The organism is Ferroplasma sp. (assembly GCF_037442045.1).
Classification (GTDB): Archaea; Thermoplasmatota; Thermoplasmata; order Thermoplasmatales; family Thermoplasmataceae; genus Ferroplasma.
Genome location: NZ_JBBIRC010000008.1, coordinates 1 through 16565, shown reverse-complemented (window position 1 = coordinate 16565; position 16565 = coordinate 1). Strand labels below are relative to the sequence as shown.

Below are 16565 nucleotides of genomic sequence, written 5' to 3'. Positions count from 1 at the left end.
TAAATCACCTTATTTTTTCTGTTCCTGCTTTTTTCTAATTACACCCATTGATAATCCGTGTCTTCCATTAGAACGGGTTCTCTGGCCTCTTACCTTATGCCCCTGCTCATGCCTGAGGCCACGGTATGATCTCATTTTTTTCATGAGATTTACATCATCATTAATCTGAAGATTTAGATCATTTGATAAAAGATTTAGATTTTTTCCTGTTGTTATATCTTTCCTGTGGTTTAAAAGCCATACTGGCATTCCATCATATTCCTTATTTTCAACATATTTTCTGATATTAAGAATTTCATCTTCGCTTAATTCACCGATCTGCCTGTTTTTGCCCAGGTTAAATTTCTTGATAAGTATAGTTGCAAGCCTTTCTCCTATACCATTTACATCGGCTAGAGCTACCTCTAATTTTCTCTCCCCTTTAATATCCTTATTCGCGATTCGAACAATATACTGAAAATTTTCATTATCTTTTTTGTTATCAGCCATATTACCATCCTGTTAACTGCAAGTTATTCCCTATTATTTAACTATATATATCCTTTACCATTGTTTTTCGGGTTTCTGCAAAGAGCATGATTATATGATTTTTGCCAGCTGTGCATATGGCACACCATCAATTTTAATTATGTTTTCTTTGTCTATATAATTTGCATCTATTGCGGCATTTACCACATGATCTCCAACCAGATTTGCAATAGTGCATATGCCAAGAGACGAAATAAACGTCTCCTCCGAGACTTTCATATCACCATAAAATTCTGGTTTAACATTCAAATGCAGCCTTCCTTCCCTCAAGTCCATGTTCATAATATCGCTGTCAGCCGCTGCCAGCAATACTTCTCCGTTTATATTAAGTATTTTCATATTTATGTTATTCAGTCAGATCACGTCCACTCTTTTATGTGAAGGCTCGTAAATGAATCCATCACTCTTTAGCTTAGCAAGATCTGTTTCTGCCCTTTCCTTGCTTATTCCTTTCTGCATTAATATTTCTATTACGTCTTTAATTTCAGGTGCCGTTCTCTGTTCCCCGCTGCTTTCTTTGGCTTCTTTTATAGCTGCAAGCACAACTTCCAGTTCAGTTCTTTGCTTTGTGCTTATTCCAGTGTTGAGTATATCAATATCCACCTGCCCATTCATGGCAGAAACTTCCTTTAAATAATAATCGACAATGCCTTTTGCAAGTAGAGCGTCCTCAACGGTTATAATTGGGGAAAGCCTGCTTCTTGCAGCAGCCTCGGATAGCCTTATTGTGGATTCAAGCTGCCTTGCAGTAATAGGAACAGAGTCTATGCCGCTGGAACGGGTTTTTACATATTCTTCCTTTAATATGCTTATTGCTTCGTCGCTCAATCTTGGAAATACGTGATTTTTTGCATATGATACATATTTTCTGATAAAGTTTTTATCCAGTTCAGCTACAAAATTTTCTTCATCAGGAATATTGATATCAATATTGTTGCTTTCAAGGCTTCTATAAATCTCACCAAGCCTGTTTGTTTTCAAAATATGTTCTGCAAGCTTATCATCTATTTCCCTGTTTGGAGTATCTATTAACTTAAATATAATATCAAATCTTGATAGCAATGGAGGAGGAAATTCGGTCTGCTCTGCTATTGTCTTCATTGGATCGTACCTTCCAAATCTCGGATTTGCTGCAGCCAGTATGGAACATCTTGATTTAAGAGTGGCCATTATTCCAGCCTTTGATATTGTTACCGATTGTTGCTCCATTGCCTCATGCATTGATGCTGTATCATTTTTATCCATTTTGTCAAGCTCGTCTATAGCAGCAAAGCCATTATCTGCAAGCACCAGTACACCGGCTTCTAATGTCCATCTACCCTCGCCAAAATCATCCCTTACAGCAGCTGCAGTTAATCCAGCAGCACTGGAACCCTTACCAAAGGCAAATACACTTCTCGGCGAAATATAAGTCATATAGCGCAATAATTGTGATTTTGCAGTTCCAGGGTCCCCTATCATAAGTATGTGTATGTCTCCCCTTATATGCGTGCCATCTTTCATTATCTTTCTGACACCGCCAAAGAGCTGCAATACAAGTGATTTTTTTATTACTTCTAAGCCATATATTGATGGCGCAATGGATTTTGAAAGCCTGTCTATTATATTTGGCTCCCTGGCCAGTTCCTTAATCTTTTTTTCGTCCTCATCATTAATTTTAATTTCCTCAAAATCTCTGGTTTCCTTTTGAAAATTATTTGCGTTGAGGTAAAGATCGTATTCAGTTAACATAGTGTTTCCAATATGTTTTTCATCCGCTTTCAATATGCCGTATATTGTTACTCTGTCTCCGGGATATATTTTGCCTGTTATGTCATCTTCAAATATTATTGTAAGCCTCTGTGGCTGTGATGTTCCATCAATTGAATCTGGATTTTCCTGTATTTCCAGTTTCTGCGAATCAACAAACTCGGATTCTTCTGGAACAAGTATGAGTTTTCCCTTATCATATCCACAGGCCTGGCATATTTTCGGCTCATAGAGTTTATGTATATCCTCAGGAACTGTTGTAAATTCACCACAGGCCGGGCATTTAAATGCAGCATTTTGCAATCTTGGCAAGACTTCAGTATTTTTTCTGATTATGCCATTTATAGCTATGTATGAATTTACATTGCTGCTTCTCACATTCCTTATATCATATTTGATTCCATTAATATCAGGTATGTTTTCTATTCTAATGTTTATCCTCCTGATTTTGTTATATGTAATGCCAAGGGTTTCTTTTATATAATTTTCCCCAATAGTTAGATAATCATATGGACTTTTCATTAGCCCTTCAATAAAATCCGAGCTATAGCCAGATAAATCATTATATGAAACATACAACGATTTTATCTCTGGATAGTCACTTCTGAGTTTGTTGATCTGGTCATTATAATCATAGCGGTCGAAAAAGTCGATCCACTGGCGTTTAATATTGTCTGCTTCTATACTGGTATTGAACATGTAAAATTATTATATATAATAAGTATTTAACACTTTATCTGCATCAGATTCAAAAATAATTTATATATACTCAGCATTAACCTTTAGTGCCGTCGTAGCTCAGCCTGGTAGAGCGCGTGCTTGGTAAGCACGAGGTCGCGGGACCGAATCCCGTCGGCGGCTCTATTATCGTTCAATAATTTTTTCTGGAAGAATTGAACTTTATGTAATCTATAGTTGCATCTATTATTCTGCTTTTAACCATGGATGGACTGGTCCACTTAAACAGTGAAGGTTCCAGGTAACATGATAATGCGCATTTATTGCATGACCTGTATGGCTCCCAGTCAAAGCTATTCCAGACCTTTTTTATATCTAAATTCCATACATAATCAGATCCTGAATATTCATTAATGATATAACATGGAGTTACAACTTTCCCTTCCGGATCTATATTAATTGTAAGCCATGGCCTGCATTCCCATTTGTAACCGTAAAACCAGGAATCCCTGATTGATTCGAAATACTGGACAGTATTCATAATTGTATTGCTGGATTTTTTTCTGTCAATAAGCATATTTAATAATTCCAGCAATTTCCCCTTTTCCGGTGATATTTTTTCAGCGGTGGAATAATCGTATTCAATCTGGAAGTTTATGGGAACTTCAAGATCATCTCCAAGGTCAAGTATATCGTTTATGCTGCTTATATTTTCCTTTGTTATTGTTGAACTCATTGCAACCGGTACCTTATGTTTCGAAGCATTTATTCCCCTGACGGCATGTTCAAATGATCCATGCATTCCACGCATGCTATCGTGCACTTTCATACCCCCATCTATAGAAACAAAAAGAAAATCCAGAGAAGTATATATTTCATTAATTTTTTTCTCGAGCCTCCATCCGTTGGTTACCATGGAAGTATGAAATCTTTTATGGCTTTCTTTTAATATTTCAGGCGTATCATTTCTTAGGAGTGGTTCCCCTCCTTCAAATCCTAGATATGATACTCCTGCTTCCTTCAACTTTTCCATAATCAAAATTTCCTGATCAAGTGATAATAATTTGCTATCCGGCCTGCGCCAGAAGGGGCACATTTTGCATCTTAAATTACATTCATATAAAAGCTTATGGCCGGCTATGGTTGGCAGTTTCTTATTTTTGATCCTTGAAACATTTCTTTTTATTGACCTTAAGACAACTGCATTATAAACGGACATAAAACACCTAACCAATACTAGTCAATATCTTTATTTAAACTTTTGTAATAAATCCTTAATGGACATTAATTTCAATTGCCATGAAGAAAACTCTGAATTAAATATCGGCCTTTGTAAATAAGTGTGATGGCTTTACTTCATTGAAGCATTTGCTCTTTATATTCTGTAATAGCAATGCATGCAAGATCTGCCCCATTTTTCAAAGCTTTTAATATTTTAACAGGCCTTTTCATAGATTTCATTTCTTCCTGTACCGCAAGTTTCAAAGGCCTGAAGAGATCATCACCTTCCATGGAGATCCCGCCTCCAATTATTATTGCTTCCGGATCAAGAATATTTATTATATTCACAATTCCAACTGCTAGATAGTATATTGTTTCCTCCACAATTAACTGAGCAAACATATCTCCAGCTTTTTTTGCAGCAAATATCTTTTTAGCGTCAATATCTGCGGGGTTCATATCTGAGAATATAGTAGAGTTTTTGACTGCACTTATATTTTCTATAACTCTTCTTGCTATGCCTCTTCCACCGGCTATGGCTTCCAGACATCCCCTTCTCCCGCAACCACATACAGGCCCGTTGGGCATGATAACCATATGGCCCAGTTCGCCTGCCATCCCGTGGGCACCTTTATATAATTTGTTATTTATAAAAATTCCCCCACCTATACCGGTGCTTAGTGTAATATAAACAAAATTTGAAAGGTTTTTGGCTGATCCGTATAATTTCTCGGCAATTGTAGATGCAGAGGCATCGTTCTGAAGGTAAACTTTTACATTGAAATGGTTTTCCAGCTCCTTTGTTATATTATAATTCTTCAAGCCGATAATATTTGGTGATGAAATAATAATTCCATTTTCTGCATCTACTGGCCCTGCAAATATGATTCCAATTTTATATATTTCCTTGATTCCGGAGGTTTTAATAAGTTCCTCCCCCATTTCAATCAACTCGCTGGTTATGCCAGATTTCCCATATTCTTTGGTTGTTCTTCTGTATACCTTTTTCAATATCTTCCCCTTTTCGTCACCAATAACCGCAGAAATTTTTGTACCGCCAACATCATAACCGAGTATATACATTATTTCTATATTTTAAAAAGACATATAAATATGAGCCTGAAATCAAATGTATTTTTATATCTTCTTAACTGTAAGCGTCAATCCTTTTCTCTGTATTATTATAACCTTATCGTTTTGATTTACATCCACACCAGCATTCAGGGCTCTCCACTGAACACCTTCTATTGAAACAAATCCTGTTTGATTCCTTTTCATTGGGGTTATTACAGAGGCACTGTGCCCTATTAGGGATTCGCCCCCTGTATAGTGTTCCCTTTCCTGGGACTTCAGGATTTTGCTTAAATATACGATAAGAAGTATGCCTGTAAGGACTATAACTACAGATGCAAGATAAAAATCTGGGCCGAATGGTGATGGCGAATAACCTGGATTTGATGTTCCATAGGATGATGCAAGGAAATAAATCCCTGCAATGCCTGTTATAAGCCCGGCAAGCAGTGCAATTCCATGATTCGTTTTGAATTCAATAAATATTAATATTCCCGCCAGTAACAGAAGGATTAGGCCAAATATAGAAGCATTTATTATATCTGCGCCAAGTAAACCAAGAGCGATCATTATAAAACCTGCAATGGACAGAATTATTGTTCCATGATATAGATCTAGAAATACTGTCACTATTCCAATAAGTATTAAAATTCCTGCAACGAGTGGATTCCCAATAAAATTAAGGAAATTGTCGTAAACATTTTGATTAACATATTGCCTGGTGTAAGAGCTTAAATTCAAACTCCCGAGCATTGCATTTAATGAAGACGATATTCCGCTGGATAAATTCATGCCTGCGGCTTCTGAGGCAGTGTAATCTGTATCATGTACAACCATATTCTCAGCTGCAGTTGAGTTTCTGCCATGTGCCGATGCCATATTGCCCATCAGTGCAGCATAGTTTGCCGTATTTTCCTGATCCTCTGCGGCAGTTCCTCCTATAATCGTCGGTTCAGAAAGCCCGATAGATGTACCAGGTGCCATATATAGACCGTTGGCATCCATTGCAATGTATGTTCCTGCATATGATGCAGATCCGAAGGGCATTACGTATGAATAAACTGGGATTCCCTTACTTTCTGCAGAATTAATATATTTATCCATATCAAGAGCCTGAGCAAGTATCCCGCCTCCTGCATTCATATTTATAACTACGGCTTTTACTGTTGAATTATTTATATCTGAAAGTTCCGACCTGAACATGTTTGTGCTGCCGGCACTGATAGTTCCAGTAAGATTAATTATAACCACTACCTTGCCATCGCCCGCCTTATCAGACTCTGCACTATGCAATGTGCTGCCTGCTGATGATACAACAAGAAGAAGCAGAATAAGGGTTAAAATGGCTATTAGCAACCCTTTTGATTTTATCATAAATGATTAATCTACATCTATTATTATATTTTTCTTTAAGCGGTTAATATAAAATGCAATGTTTCCTGGGAAGAGCATTGCCTTATAACTCCAGATCAAAAATAATACCTAAAATTTAAATGCGTTGAAAATGCATAAAAATATATGCATATACATATTTTTTTATAATTGCAAAATCAGATCTTTGCAAGGGCATTTTCAAAGTCGTTTACCAGATCTTCTGAATCCTCTATGCCAACTGAAAGCCTGACAAGATTATCAGTTATGCCTGAAGCTTTTCTCTCTTCAGGTGTAAGTGCCCTGTGTGTCCCTTCTACCGGTATTGATATGAGGCTCTCCACACCGCCAAGGCTGACAGCATATTTCGGTATGGTCAGGTTTTCAATTAATTTATGTGAGTTCTCAATTCCGCCCTTTACCTTGAATGATACCATGCCACCATAGCCTTTTAAATTATTTTCCGCGACTTTATAATACTCTCCGTCTTTTAAGCCGGGATAATAAACGGTTTCAATTTTTTCCGAATCGTGCAATACTTCTGCAAGTTTCCTGGCATTGCTGTTATGCCTCTCAATTCTTAAGCCTAAAGTTTTTAATCCTCTGTAAGCAAGAAATGCCTGGAATGCATCCGGTGTACCGCCAAAGGTTTTCCTGTAAAAGTCCAGATCATCATAGTTGTCGTTAAAACCGGATAAACCTATTAACAAATCAGAATGGCCGGATATATATTTTGTTCCACTATGCAGTACCACATCAGCTCCAAGTGAAACAGGATTCTGGTTATATGGTGTTGCAAATGTTGCATCAACAATGAGCTTTATTCCCTTTTCCCTGCAGATTCTAGCAAGTTCTATTATGTCTGGAACATCCAGCAATGGATTTGTTATTGATTCTATGTAAAGCGCCTTATATTTTTTGTTTTTAAATTCAAGTTTATTTAAATCTTCAACCCCTATAAAATCTATATCTATTTTATACTGCGGCAAAACCTTTGAGAAAAATTCCAGTGTCTGGCCATAGAGCTCATTGAGGCATAGTGCAGAATCCCCAGCATGCAAAAATGGCATAACAGAAGATGTTATGGCTGCCATGCCTGTAGAATATGCAAAAGAATGTTTTGTATTTTCCAGTTCGGCGTATTTTTTTTCAAAAGATTCGACTGTGGGATTTCCCCACCTTGAGTAAATATAGTCTCCGGGAACTCCGCTTTTCTGGAATTCAAATGTTGAATTTTCGAATATTGGTGTTACAACATTTCCGATGCCTTTTATTTCCATATCGCCTGAATGGACACATTTAGTATTAAAACCGTTACTGGACATAAATATGCTTATATTAAATTAAATATTAATTTTTGTAATATTACCAATGTGAATTAAAATTAATCATCCGAATTTTTATATCGTCAACAATTCCCTGATAAAGAAACAATATAACATCATAATAACTATGCAGGAAAGAGAATATCAAGAGGCTTATTCAGAATATCTAAGGGAATAATAATTAATGCAGATACCAATGCTGCATACAATATGATAAGAAAAGCAATCCCAGAATCATTTAAAGACGGGATAGAGGGTGTTGGGTTGCACCCACGAAGTTTAAACATAAAGGAGATGATAATTTCTAAAGGAGTTTACTAGTATGGTTAACAAATTTCATAACCTTCATCGCTTTAAAGCATTTAAATTGAAAACAATAAAGAAAAAACTAAAAGTTAAAAAATTTAATAATAGATAAATATACCATAAGGATGAGAACTTATATTGCTGATATTAAAAAAATGGATGACGGCGATGAATTAACAGTAAAGGGATGGGTTCAGGAAACTCGAAAAATTAAGAACTTAATGTTTATTATTGTGAGGGACAATACTGGAATCATACAGGTAACCGCAAAAAAAGACAAATTAAGCAATTATGACCAGTTCTATGATATAACCAGGGAATCTGTAATCTCTGTGCATGGAACCTTAAATAAAAAAAGCGTCAGTAAAGCGGGCATGGAAATATTAGGCACGGAAATTGAAATTCTTTCATTATCAGATACTCCACTTCCCCTCGGTGTAATAGATAGAGTTTCTGCAGATTTTGATACACGGTTCAACAACAGGTTTCTTGATCTGAGAAAACCTGAGCATCTGATTATATTCCAATTTGAGAGCCAGCTTCTATATGGAATAAGGGAATACATGAACAGGGAAAATTTTATTGAGGTGCATACTCCAAAAATAGTTGGAGCAGCAACAGAGGGGGGTGCAGATCTTTTCAGGGTTGAGTATTTTGAGAGGGATGCGTTTCTGAACCAGTCTCCGCAGCTTTATAAGGAGATTCTTATATCTTCAGGCTTTGATAAAGTATTCGAAGTCGGCCCTGCTTTCAGGGCGGAAAAAGAAAATACTGTCAGGCATTTAAATGAATTCACTTCAATAGATATGGAAGCTGCATTTATAGACGATAGGAAAGCCATGGAATACCTTGAAAATGCAATATCATATGCAGTTAACCGGACTGTTGATTTTATGGGCTTAAAACTTCAGGAATATGGATATAACGTTGAAAAAATTTATCCTCCATTCCCAAAAATAACATATGAAAAAGCTCTAGAAGAACTGAACAAAAAAGGATTAAAATTAAATTTCGGCGATGACTTATCGCCTGAGGCTAATAAAGCTCTTGCTGAAAATTTCGAAGGATTTTATTTTATCACCGGATGGCCTTCAGATATGCGGCCTTTCTATACACATCCTGATACCGATCCCAAAATAACTAAATCATTTGATCTTCAGTTAAACGATATAGAAGTTACATCAGGAGCACAGAGAATGCATAATTACAAAATGCTGGATGAGAATTTTATCAAAAAAGGTTTAAATAAACAAAATTTTGAGTTTTATGAGAAAGCATTTAAGTACGGAATGCCACCACATGCCGGATGGGGCTTGGGGCTTGAGCGGCTTGTGATGAACTTGCTTAAGCTTAACAATGTGAGAGAATCCACGTTATTTCCTAGAGACAGAACCAGACTTTCTCCCTGATTTATTTTTATCCTCACTCCATATATCTTTTTCTAAATCTTCATAGCTAGCTGTTTCGTCTAAATCATCTTTTCCTTTCTTTCTGTATATCGACATGAGAAAGACCCTTACTTACATATTAAAAATTTCGTATATAAACTTTTTGTTATTATCGACTTAATTTTGAGTGTTAAAAATATATCTACCATAAACTGCAAAATATATAAAAAATCTTTATTTAAAAAATATATGCTAAAAAGGTATTCTATTTCTGTAATGCACCTCGCTGCCTGTTTAATATTACTATAGTTGGAGTTATTCTGTACTTTGATTTTGATATTCTTTCTATTGATATTATTGCTGATTTTTTGTCTGTGTTTGCGAAGAATTTATTGACCTCCTTTGATAGGCTTCTATTAATCACTAATTCGACATATATGGGGTTTCCCAGGCTATAGTAGGTAGCGATTACAGAACCCTCTTTTACATTCTCTATGTCAGACTTTTCTATTTCGAAATCATATTTTTCTCCTATCTCTATTTTCAAGTCTCTTACCTAATAATATATAAAAAAGAGAACTATATAACCTTTTCTAACGGAATTTCATGTCAGATTAAATATATATTTCCCCACAAAAAAATATTTATTCCAAAAATTGTAATAAAACCGAATTAATGCAATGATTTGCTGTGATATAATTATAGTTAAATTGTAAAAAATTGCTATTTAATAATTATTTAAATCAATTTATTTTTAATATTAATATGTATATGCGTGATATTATCTCTCTAGATAAACAAAATAATTGCCTATATCGTAAGGCTTGAGGTCTATTATGTTCTTAACTGTGAAATCCTTTATTTCACGTAATGCTGAGTTTATTATGCTCTTTTCCGACTTGCTGGATGATATTGCGCGTGCTTTTATTATTAACATCGCTTTTCTGGCATCGGAAAATTTCGTTGAATTTTCGTTGAAGATTTGAATTTGATTTCGCTGGGCAATATCCTGGTATATGATATTCGGGCTATCAACAAAAAATTCATATTTCTCCGGCATATTAGCATCTTCAAGAATTGGGTAGATATTGTTTCTTTTTCCGGCCAGAGCGTACAGTTTTATAAAAGAATCATACGAAAATTCAACTGCAAAGACATTTCCCCTGAAGCATATATCCGATACATGGCTTACTGTAGTGCCGGTTGATGCGCCTAGATAGAGAACGGTTGAATCATCTTTCAGCGGCATGGATGAGAAACCTTTCAGGATTGCGGCTCCGAGTTTACTTCTTCTTGGATTCCATTCCCTGAGATAAAAACCACCGGATCTTTTTATTTTTTCACCGTATACGGACTGGTTATAGCCACTGACTGTAAATATCCGGTTCCTGTCAATAACTATCCTCTTATTTTCGAGCTTCAGAGGCTGGCCATATTTTTTCATCCTTTCTCTATACACAATGAAAATAAATAATTTCTCTATTTCAAAAGACAAAAACTATATTTCAGTAGGATATGTATGAATATGAACTGTGAAATGTGTGGATCCTCAAGTGATAAATTAATAAAGGTAAGAATATCCGGTGCAGTCCTGACTGTATGCCCAAACTGTGCAAAATTTGGTGAACCGGTAGAAGAAAAAAAATTAAATAATATTAGTGAAACGCTTACAATAAAATTTCCAGAAAAAAAAATAAATGTGGTAACGTATAAAAAACCCTTTAAAAAAACTAATACTGCTAAGAAACCGGTGAAAAGGGAGAATGTTGAAGAACTTGATGTTGTGGAAGACTATTCAAACATTATAAAAAATAAAAGGGAAGAAATGAACATGACACAAGATGATCTTGCAAAGAAAATATTCGAGAGAAAAAATGTTTTATCCAATATAGAAAGAGGCGAACTTCTTCCTAATATAAATATAGCAAGGAAACTGGAAAAGGTTCTAAATATAAAATTGCTTGAAAAGAATTAATTGCCAATCAATAAAATTTTAATATTGGAGTTTTTTATTTAAAAATCATATTCAATGCATGTTAACATCCTCCTGAATATTATTTTTTTGAAAATGTTTGCGTTTATCAAGGTAATTATAATTCTGTAGATTTTTTAATCATTTTGTTTCATTCAATGAATTAAACCTAATATTAATGAATCTATTTATATTTTTAACAATTATAAATGTTGTTTGAGATAATAATCTTGCTATTCCTATTATTGGCTCTTTCTTGCCGGCTCTTCTTAATATGCTGAGGCATTTACTTTTAAATTCCTTCAATAATTTTATCAATGTATAGACTGAATCAACTGCTGCATACTTCCGCATCTAAAGATCATTAATTTTATTGCCTCCCAAAAACCTAACACTCTAGATAAAGTGGAGGAATGGAAAATTTAAAAATTTTTTACTGATATCAATAGAACATGTTTTACCAGATATTTTTTGTGTAACATATGAAACTTCATTTCAAATAAATATTGATGCGTATGCTTTTATTTCTTTATTTTCAATTTTATACAGTATTTTTGGAAATTCCTGCCTCTTCTAGATTATCGTATAAGACCGGATATTTATGTCCTTCTATGCCTAAAGAACGTGGGCTTCCTGCTTCAACCAGTTTACTTGCACTATTTCCCCTCCCTGCAAGAGGGTACAGTATTGGCAGTTCTGTCCACAGGCTTAAATTCCCTACTATTTGGGGGTATTCCGCTCTTAATAGGCGAATCACCAAGGCCCTCATAAAAAATATTTGAATCAGTGTAAGAAATCATCTTATTGTTCCTCAATTATTTTTGTAAATTCAATCCTTTCACTAAGTTTTTTGTATATGTTGATATATAAAAATTAACATAAAGAATAGATTCCGATTTAGATGTAGCCTGAATAGCAATTTCTCAAATTCAATTTGCTAAGGCCTTCCGCCTATTATTACAAATATATTATCTATGGCTACAGCTGAACAATGTTCTTGATAGCTCTCAATTTCATTTATAAACTTAATATACATTAAAATAATTATCTTTAATGTTTTATGATATTGTTATCTCACAATTTGAATATAACATAGTTTTTTTAATTCTTTTGTCCATACACGTTTTATCTGCCATTACATTTGTTGGCGGTTCCATATTTATATGGCTCATTCTCTGGCCAGAATCATATAAAATGAATGATGACAGACTCAGAACAAGGCTGCTCGGATATGTTGGCCATCGCTTTGCTTTCTGGACAAATCTTACACTGGGGCTTCTTATACTTACAGGGCTATTGATGACGTATAAATATTTATTTAACCCTGCATTGTATTTTGAAAGTATCGGTGGGGAATTATTGTTTATAGCTGAAATATTGATAATAGCCATGATAGTAATAATGTACGGAAATAATATTTACCATGGAAAACTTATAGTCAGGCTAAATGAAGAAAGAAAGCTGGACGAAGTTAAAAGGATCAGAAAGGTTACACATGTATATTCAATGATAACTATGGTGTTGATGGTTATAATAGTTATACTGATGGTTGCCATGCGTGTTTATTACTAAAATAAGCATTTTTATTTTTTTAATCGGCACCTGATTATTTATTGAATTCTTGATCGGTAAAATATTAATCCAATTTTTTGCTTTAAATTGAAATTATTGCCATAAATCCGGTATTTGCACATTACATTTAATTAACTTATTTCAAAAAATTTTGATATGGCAACAATAGACCGTACTGCCATAGCATACTTTTAAATTTGTAGAATTAATATTGAAAATATGGATGATGATTATGAAATTAAAACTCTTGCACAGGTACTGATAAGAACGCTTAAACTGTATGGCAATAACTTTATATTTGGCACAACCGGTGCCGGCATGGCAGAAATACAGGATGCGATTTCAGTTGAAAAGGGATTAAAATGGATACAGGCACTGCATGAATTTACAGCTGTCAGTTCTGCGGAGGGCTACGCACTTGCAAAAAATAAAACAGGGATTGCAATTGTTGATAGAATAGTTGGCACGCAGAATTCCATAGGTGCTTTATATTCATCTTATCTGAATATGGCACCGTTGCTTGTACTGGCCTCAAGAGATATTCCAGGAACTCATCTGTTAAATGATCCAACAAGCCATTATTCATCAAAACACCTGCAGGTAATAGAGCCATGGGTTAAATGGGCCAATAACTCCCAGTCAGAAGAAATGATGGAACAGGATATTTCAAAGGCATTCTTTATTACACAACTTGAGCCTAAAGGAATATCATTTTTAACCTTGCGGCATGATTTAATGCAGAAACCGTATGATGGTGAAAAGCTAAGAATCAAGAAATTTTACTATAATAAGAGAGTGCCAGATATGGATACTATTAAAAAAATAGGCGACGATATACTTTCATCCAAAAATCCGGAGATATTTATTTCTCATGCAGGTAGAAATATGGATTATGTGAAAACCATGATTGATTTTGCCTATCATTTTGGTGTAGGAGTTAAGGAACGAAGATATTTTATGAGCTTCCCACTGTATAATGAAATGCATTTAGGTTTTGTTCCAAGAATGTATGTACCTGAAACAGGAACTGATGACCTTCTGCTCCTGTTTGAATTTGGAATACTTCCGGGAAATGCATTTCCAGAAGATAGGAAAATTATAGATTTTTCCACTGAATTTGTAAGGCGCAGGGATATTTACAGTGGCGGAGATTATGGATCTTCGAATCTCTTTAATTCCATAGATATAGAGTGCGACCTTGGCCCTACGCTTGAACTGTTAATGAGAAAAATTAATATTGACAGTACTACAATGGAATCGATAGAAGATCGCAGGGAATCCATAAAGGAAAAACATTACGAATTAATAAAAAATATCCAGGCTCTGGCTGAAAAAGATACAGGATCTGGAAAATTAACTGATAATTCAATAGGTTTTATATTAAACAAATACTGGGAAGATGGAATGACCATGGTAAATGGCAGCATAAAATACTACAATGGAATTAACCAGCAAGTTAAACTTGAAGAGCCCGGAACATTTTTCAGCAACCCGAGCGGCCATCTAGGATCACCTATAGGAATGGCATATGGCGCATTTTTAGCCAAAAATGAGGAAAAATATATCAAAAAAGCAGGCAATTACAATCCAGTAGTGTGCATTACAGGAGACGGGGATGCTGTATTTGGAAATATAACATCAGCATTATGGAGTGTCAAGCATTATGGTTTGGGAGTTATATATATAATACTGAATAATGGTTCCTGGGCAATTGAATGGCCATATTTTGATAATACAACTCAAAAATATGTTAAAAATTCAAAGGATGCTGAATTTATAGACATAGATAACCCGAGAATGAATTTTGCCATAATAGCAAAGGGATTCAGCATTGATTCTTACAGTGTAAATACTATTGAAGAGCTCGAAATGGCATTTCAAAAAGCGATAAAATCGGCAAAGAAAGGAGAACCTTCGCTTATAGATATTGTATTGCCTGAATTCAAACCCAATTAATATAATATATATTTCATTAATTTATTATAAAGTTAAAATATGTTTAAGCCATATCAATAAGCCCGTGTGGGGTAATCTGGATATCCTGAAGGCCTGCGGAGCCTTAGATTCGGGTTCAAATCCCGGCGCGGGCGTAATATTAAAAGTTAAAACCCCAACAAATATCTATAAAGTATAAGCAATAAAATTTTTTTTAATATATATGAAAATACAGGAATTTGCGAATAATTATTTCTAGTAAAAAAGCTCACTTTTTGATGCCTTATAATATGGTTGTAGAACCATTTTGATATTTATATAAAACTATTCCAAAATATTATGATGAAAAATTAAACACTGCTGCCATAATATCGATATATAATAAAATAAAGTAAAATCAGGGCATTAATTCATTTGCATAAAAAAGTTAATATATAATCATGTATTAAATATTTAAGGATAAGACCTATTGATCAAGTGTACCTTAAGGTGCATGCTTAAAATGTATTAATAGGCACCTGAATTATTTTTCCCACATTTTATGAAATGTTTGCGGAAATTTTGATAAATTAATAATATCTATATAATTTGCATTATTGTTATTGTATTTTTGATATGCTGCACCTGCGACTACATCTGCCATTTGTATTCCACTAAAATTTTCTGAATTGCTGTGATATATTTCAACTACGCCTACTTTAGAGCCATTTTTTAACTTGAATTTAAAATATTCATTGAAATCTTTTCTAAGGATATATTTTCCTTTTGATTTATCAATTCTTACTTCTACATTATTCGAATTTAAATTAATTAAACTGGCCAGATCGCCTGCTATATAATTATAAAGCTTATCTTTCTTTTGCTTTAGGTATGGACTGTATAATTTACTCTTATCTAATATGCAATGCACTCCATAGCACCCTGTTGTTTCATTTAGCTTGCTTATTAAATATTCTTTGAGTTCTAAACTAGATTTATTAAATTTTATTTCTTTTGCCTTTCTTAATTCTTTTTTGAATTTGTTTCTTCTGGCATTTTTAATTATTCTATCGAATTGTGCAGGATTATCAGTAATGATGGCTGAGATAATTATCACATTAGAACTATTTGATGAAAGACCTAAATCACCGCTCTCATCTATGTAAATGTAATGCTTATTCAATTATAACACCATTCATGTATATTTTAAAGTTCAAAAATATTTTAGTTTTTATGATATTATTTTTTTGCCGAAGCTGGTTAATGCATCTAAATTTTATAAAATTTTTCAAATAATATTTTTCGCATGCTGAATTTATGTTGGTCATAAATGTATCCTTATGTTATATATTCCAGGCATTAATATAATTTTTTCAATATTTAACAATGCTATTTCACTGTAATAAGCATAGCAGTGCAAAAAATTGCTATCCATATTATACCTTTAATAATGATTATAATGCTGCCAGG

At 34.2% G+C, this 16565-nt stretch carries 16 protein-coding genes and 2 tRNA genes; 6 read left to right on the top strand and 12 right to left on the bottom strand.

Going from position 1 to position 16565, the window contains the following annotated elements:
* Positions 1–9 precede the first annotated feature (9 nt).
* From WKI77_RS02070 to WKI77_RS02060, 3 genes are all read right to left on the bottom strand, one after another.
* Positions 10–489, bottom strand: coding sequence for a 30S ribosomal protein S13 (locus WKI77_RS02070; protein WP_337860173.1), 480 nt, complete (start codon positions 487–489; stop codon positions 10–12).
* Positions 490–579: 90 nt separating this feature from the next.
* Positions 580–867: a DUF424 family protein gene (locus WKI77_RS02065; protein WP_337860172.1), complete on the bottom strand. Its 288-nt coding sequence runs from the start codon at positions 865–867 to the stop codon at positions 580–582.
* A 15-nt stretch (positions 868–882) separates the two neighbouring features.
* Positions 883–2976, bottom strand: a complete 2094-nt coding sequence (locus WKI77_RS02060) for a minichromosome maintenance protein MCM (protein WP_337860171.1) — start codon at positions 2974–2976, stop codon at positions 883–885.
* Positions 2977–3064: 88 nt separating this feature from the next.
* Between WKI77_RS02060 and WKI77_RS02055 the strand changes: the two genes are divergently transcribed.
* A tRNA-Thr gene (locus WKI77_RS02055) sits at positions 3065–3138 on the top strand.
* Positions 3139–3148: 10 nt separating this feature from the next.
* Here WKI77_RS02055 and WKI77_RS02050 read toward each other — a convergent pair.
* The 4 genes from WKI77_RS02050 to WKI77_RS02035 all read right to left on the bottom strand — a co-directional run bounded on the left by WKI77_RS02050 (position 3149) and on the right by WKI77_RS02035 (position 7943).
* Positions 3149–4174, bottom strand: a complete 1026-nt coding sequence (locus WKI77_RS02050; protein WP_337860170.1) for a PTO1314 family radical SAM protein — start codon at positions 4172–4174, stop codon at positions 3149–3151.
* A gap of 137 nt (positions 4175–4311) precedes the next feature.
* On the bottom strand, positions 4312–5259 hold the full coding sequence (locus tag WKI77_RS02045) for an ROK family protein (RefSeq protein ID WP_337860169.1): 948 nt from the start codon (positions 5257–5259) through the stop codon (positions 4312–4314).
* A 54-nt stretch (positions 5260–5313) separates the two neighbouring features.
* Positions 5314–6621, bottom strand: coding sequence for an NfeD family protein (locus WKI77_RS02040; protein ID WP_337860168.1), 1308 nt, complete (start codon positions 6619–6621; stop codon positions 5314–5316).
* 176 nt (positions 6622–6797) lie between these two features.
* A complete protein-coding gene (locus WKI77_RS02035) occupies positions 6798–7943 on the bottom strand; it encodes a PLP-dependent transferase (protein WP_337860167.1) in 1146 nt (381 codons plus the stop codon).
* A 431-nt stretch (positions 7944–8374) separates the two neighbouring features.
* Between WKI77_RS02035 and aspS the strand changes: the two genes are divergently transcribed.
* A complete protein-coding gene (gene aspS, locus WKI77_RS02030) occupies positions 8375–9658 on the top strand; it encodes an aspartate--tRNA(Asn) ligase (protein ID WP_337860166.1) in 1284 nt (427 codons plus the stop codon).
* Here the strand turns inward: aspS and WKI77_RS02025 are convergent.
* From WKI77_RS02025 to WKI77_RS02015, 3 genes are all read right to left on the bottom strand, one after another.
* The gene (locus WKI77_RS02025) at positions 9623–9754 is read right to left on the bottom strand and encodes a hypothetical protein (RefSeq protein WP_337860165.1); all 132 of its coding nucleotides are present in this window, start codon (positions 9752–9754) and stop codon (positions 9623–9625) included. The genes aspS and WKI77_RS02025 overlap by 36 nt on opposite strands.
* Positions 9755–9902: 148 nt before the next feature.
* Entirely contained in the window at positions 9903–10184 is a 282-nt protein-coding gene (locus WKI77_RS02020) for a hypothetical protein (RefSeq protein WP_337860164.1), read from the bottom strand.
* Positions 10185–10418: 234 nt separating this feature from the next.
* Positions 10419–11081: a fibrillarin-like rRNA/tRNA 2'-O-methyltransferase gene (locus tag WKI77_RS02015; protein WP_337860163.1), complete on the bottom strand. Its 663-nt coding sequence runs from the start codon at positions 11079–11081 to the stop codon at positions 10419–10421.
* A gap of 81 nt (positions 11082–11162) precedes the next feature.
* Between WKI77_RS02015 and WKI77_RS02010 the strand changes: the two genes are divergently transcribed.
* Positions 11163–11612 carry a multiprotein bridging factor aMBF1 gene (locus tag WKI77_RS02010; protein ID WP_337860162.1) on the top strand — a complete coding sequence of 150 codons (450 nt, stop codon included), beginning with the start codon at positions 11163–11165 and terminating at the stop codon, positions 11610–11612.
* 538 nt (positions 11613–12150) lie between these two features.
* Here the strand turns inward: WKI77_RS02010 and WKI77_RS02005 are convergent.
* Positions 12151–12366 (bottom strand): hypothetical protein, encoded by a 216-nt coding sequence (locus WKI77_RS02005; protein WP_337860161.1) that lies wholly within the window; start codon positions 12364–12366, stop codon positions 12151–12153.
* Positions 12367–12662: 296 nt separating this feature from the next.
* On the opposite strand from WKI77_RS02005, the gene WKI77_RS02000 reads away from it, so the two are divergent.
* From WKI77_RS02000 to WKI77_RS01990, 3 genes are all read left to right on the top strand, one after another.
* Entirely contained in the window at positions 12663–13181 is a 519-nt protein-coding gene (locus WKI77_RS02000) for a DUF2269 domain-containing protein (RefSeq protein WP_337860160.1), read from the top strand.
* 219 nt (positions 13182–13400) lie between these two features.
* Positions 13401–15137: a thiamine pyrophosphate-binding protein gene (locus tag WKI77_RS01995; RefSeq protein ID WP_337860159.1), complete on the top strand. Its 1737-nt coding sequence runs from the start codon at positions 13401–13403 to the stop codon at positions 15135–15137.
* A gap of 60 nt (positions 15138–15197) precedes the next feature.
* Positions 15198–15271 (top strand) — tRNA-Arg (locus tag WKI77_RS01990).
* Between the two features lie 368 nt (positions 15272–15639).
* Here WKI77_RS01990 and WKI77_RS01985 read toward each other — a convergent pair.
* The gene (locus tag WKI77_RS01985) at positions 15640–16278 is read right to left on the bottom strand and encodes a DUF3800 domain-containing protein (protein ID WP_337860158.1); all 639 of its coding nucleotides are present in this window, start codon (positions 16276–16278) and stop codon (positions 15640–15642) included.
* Positions 16279–16565 lie beyond the last annotated feature (287 nt).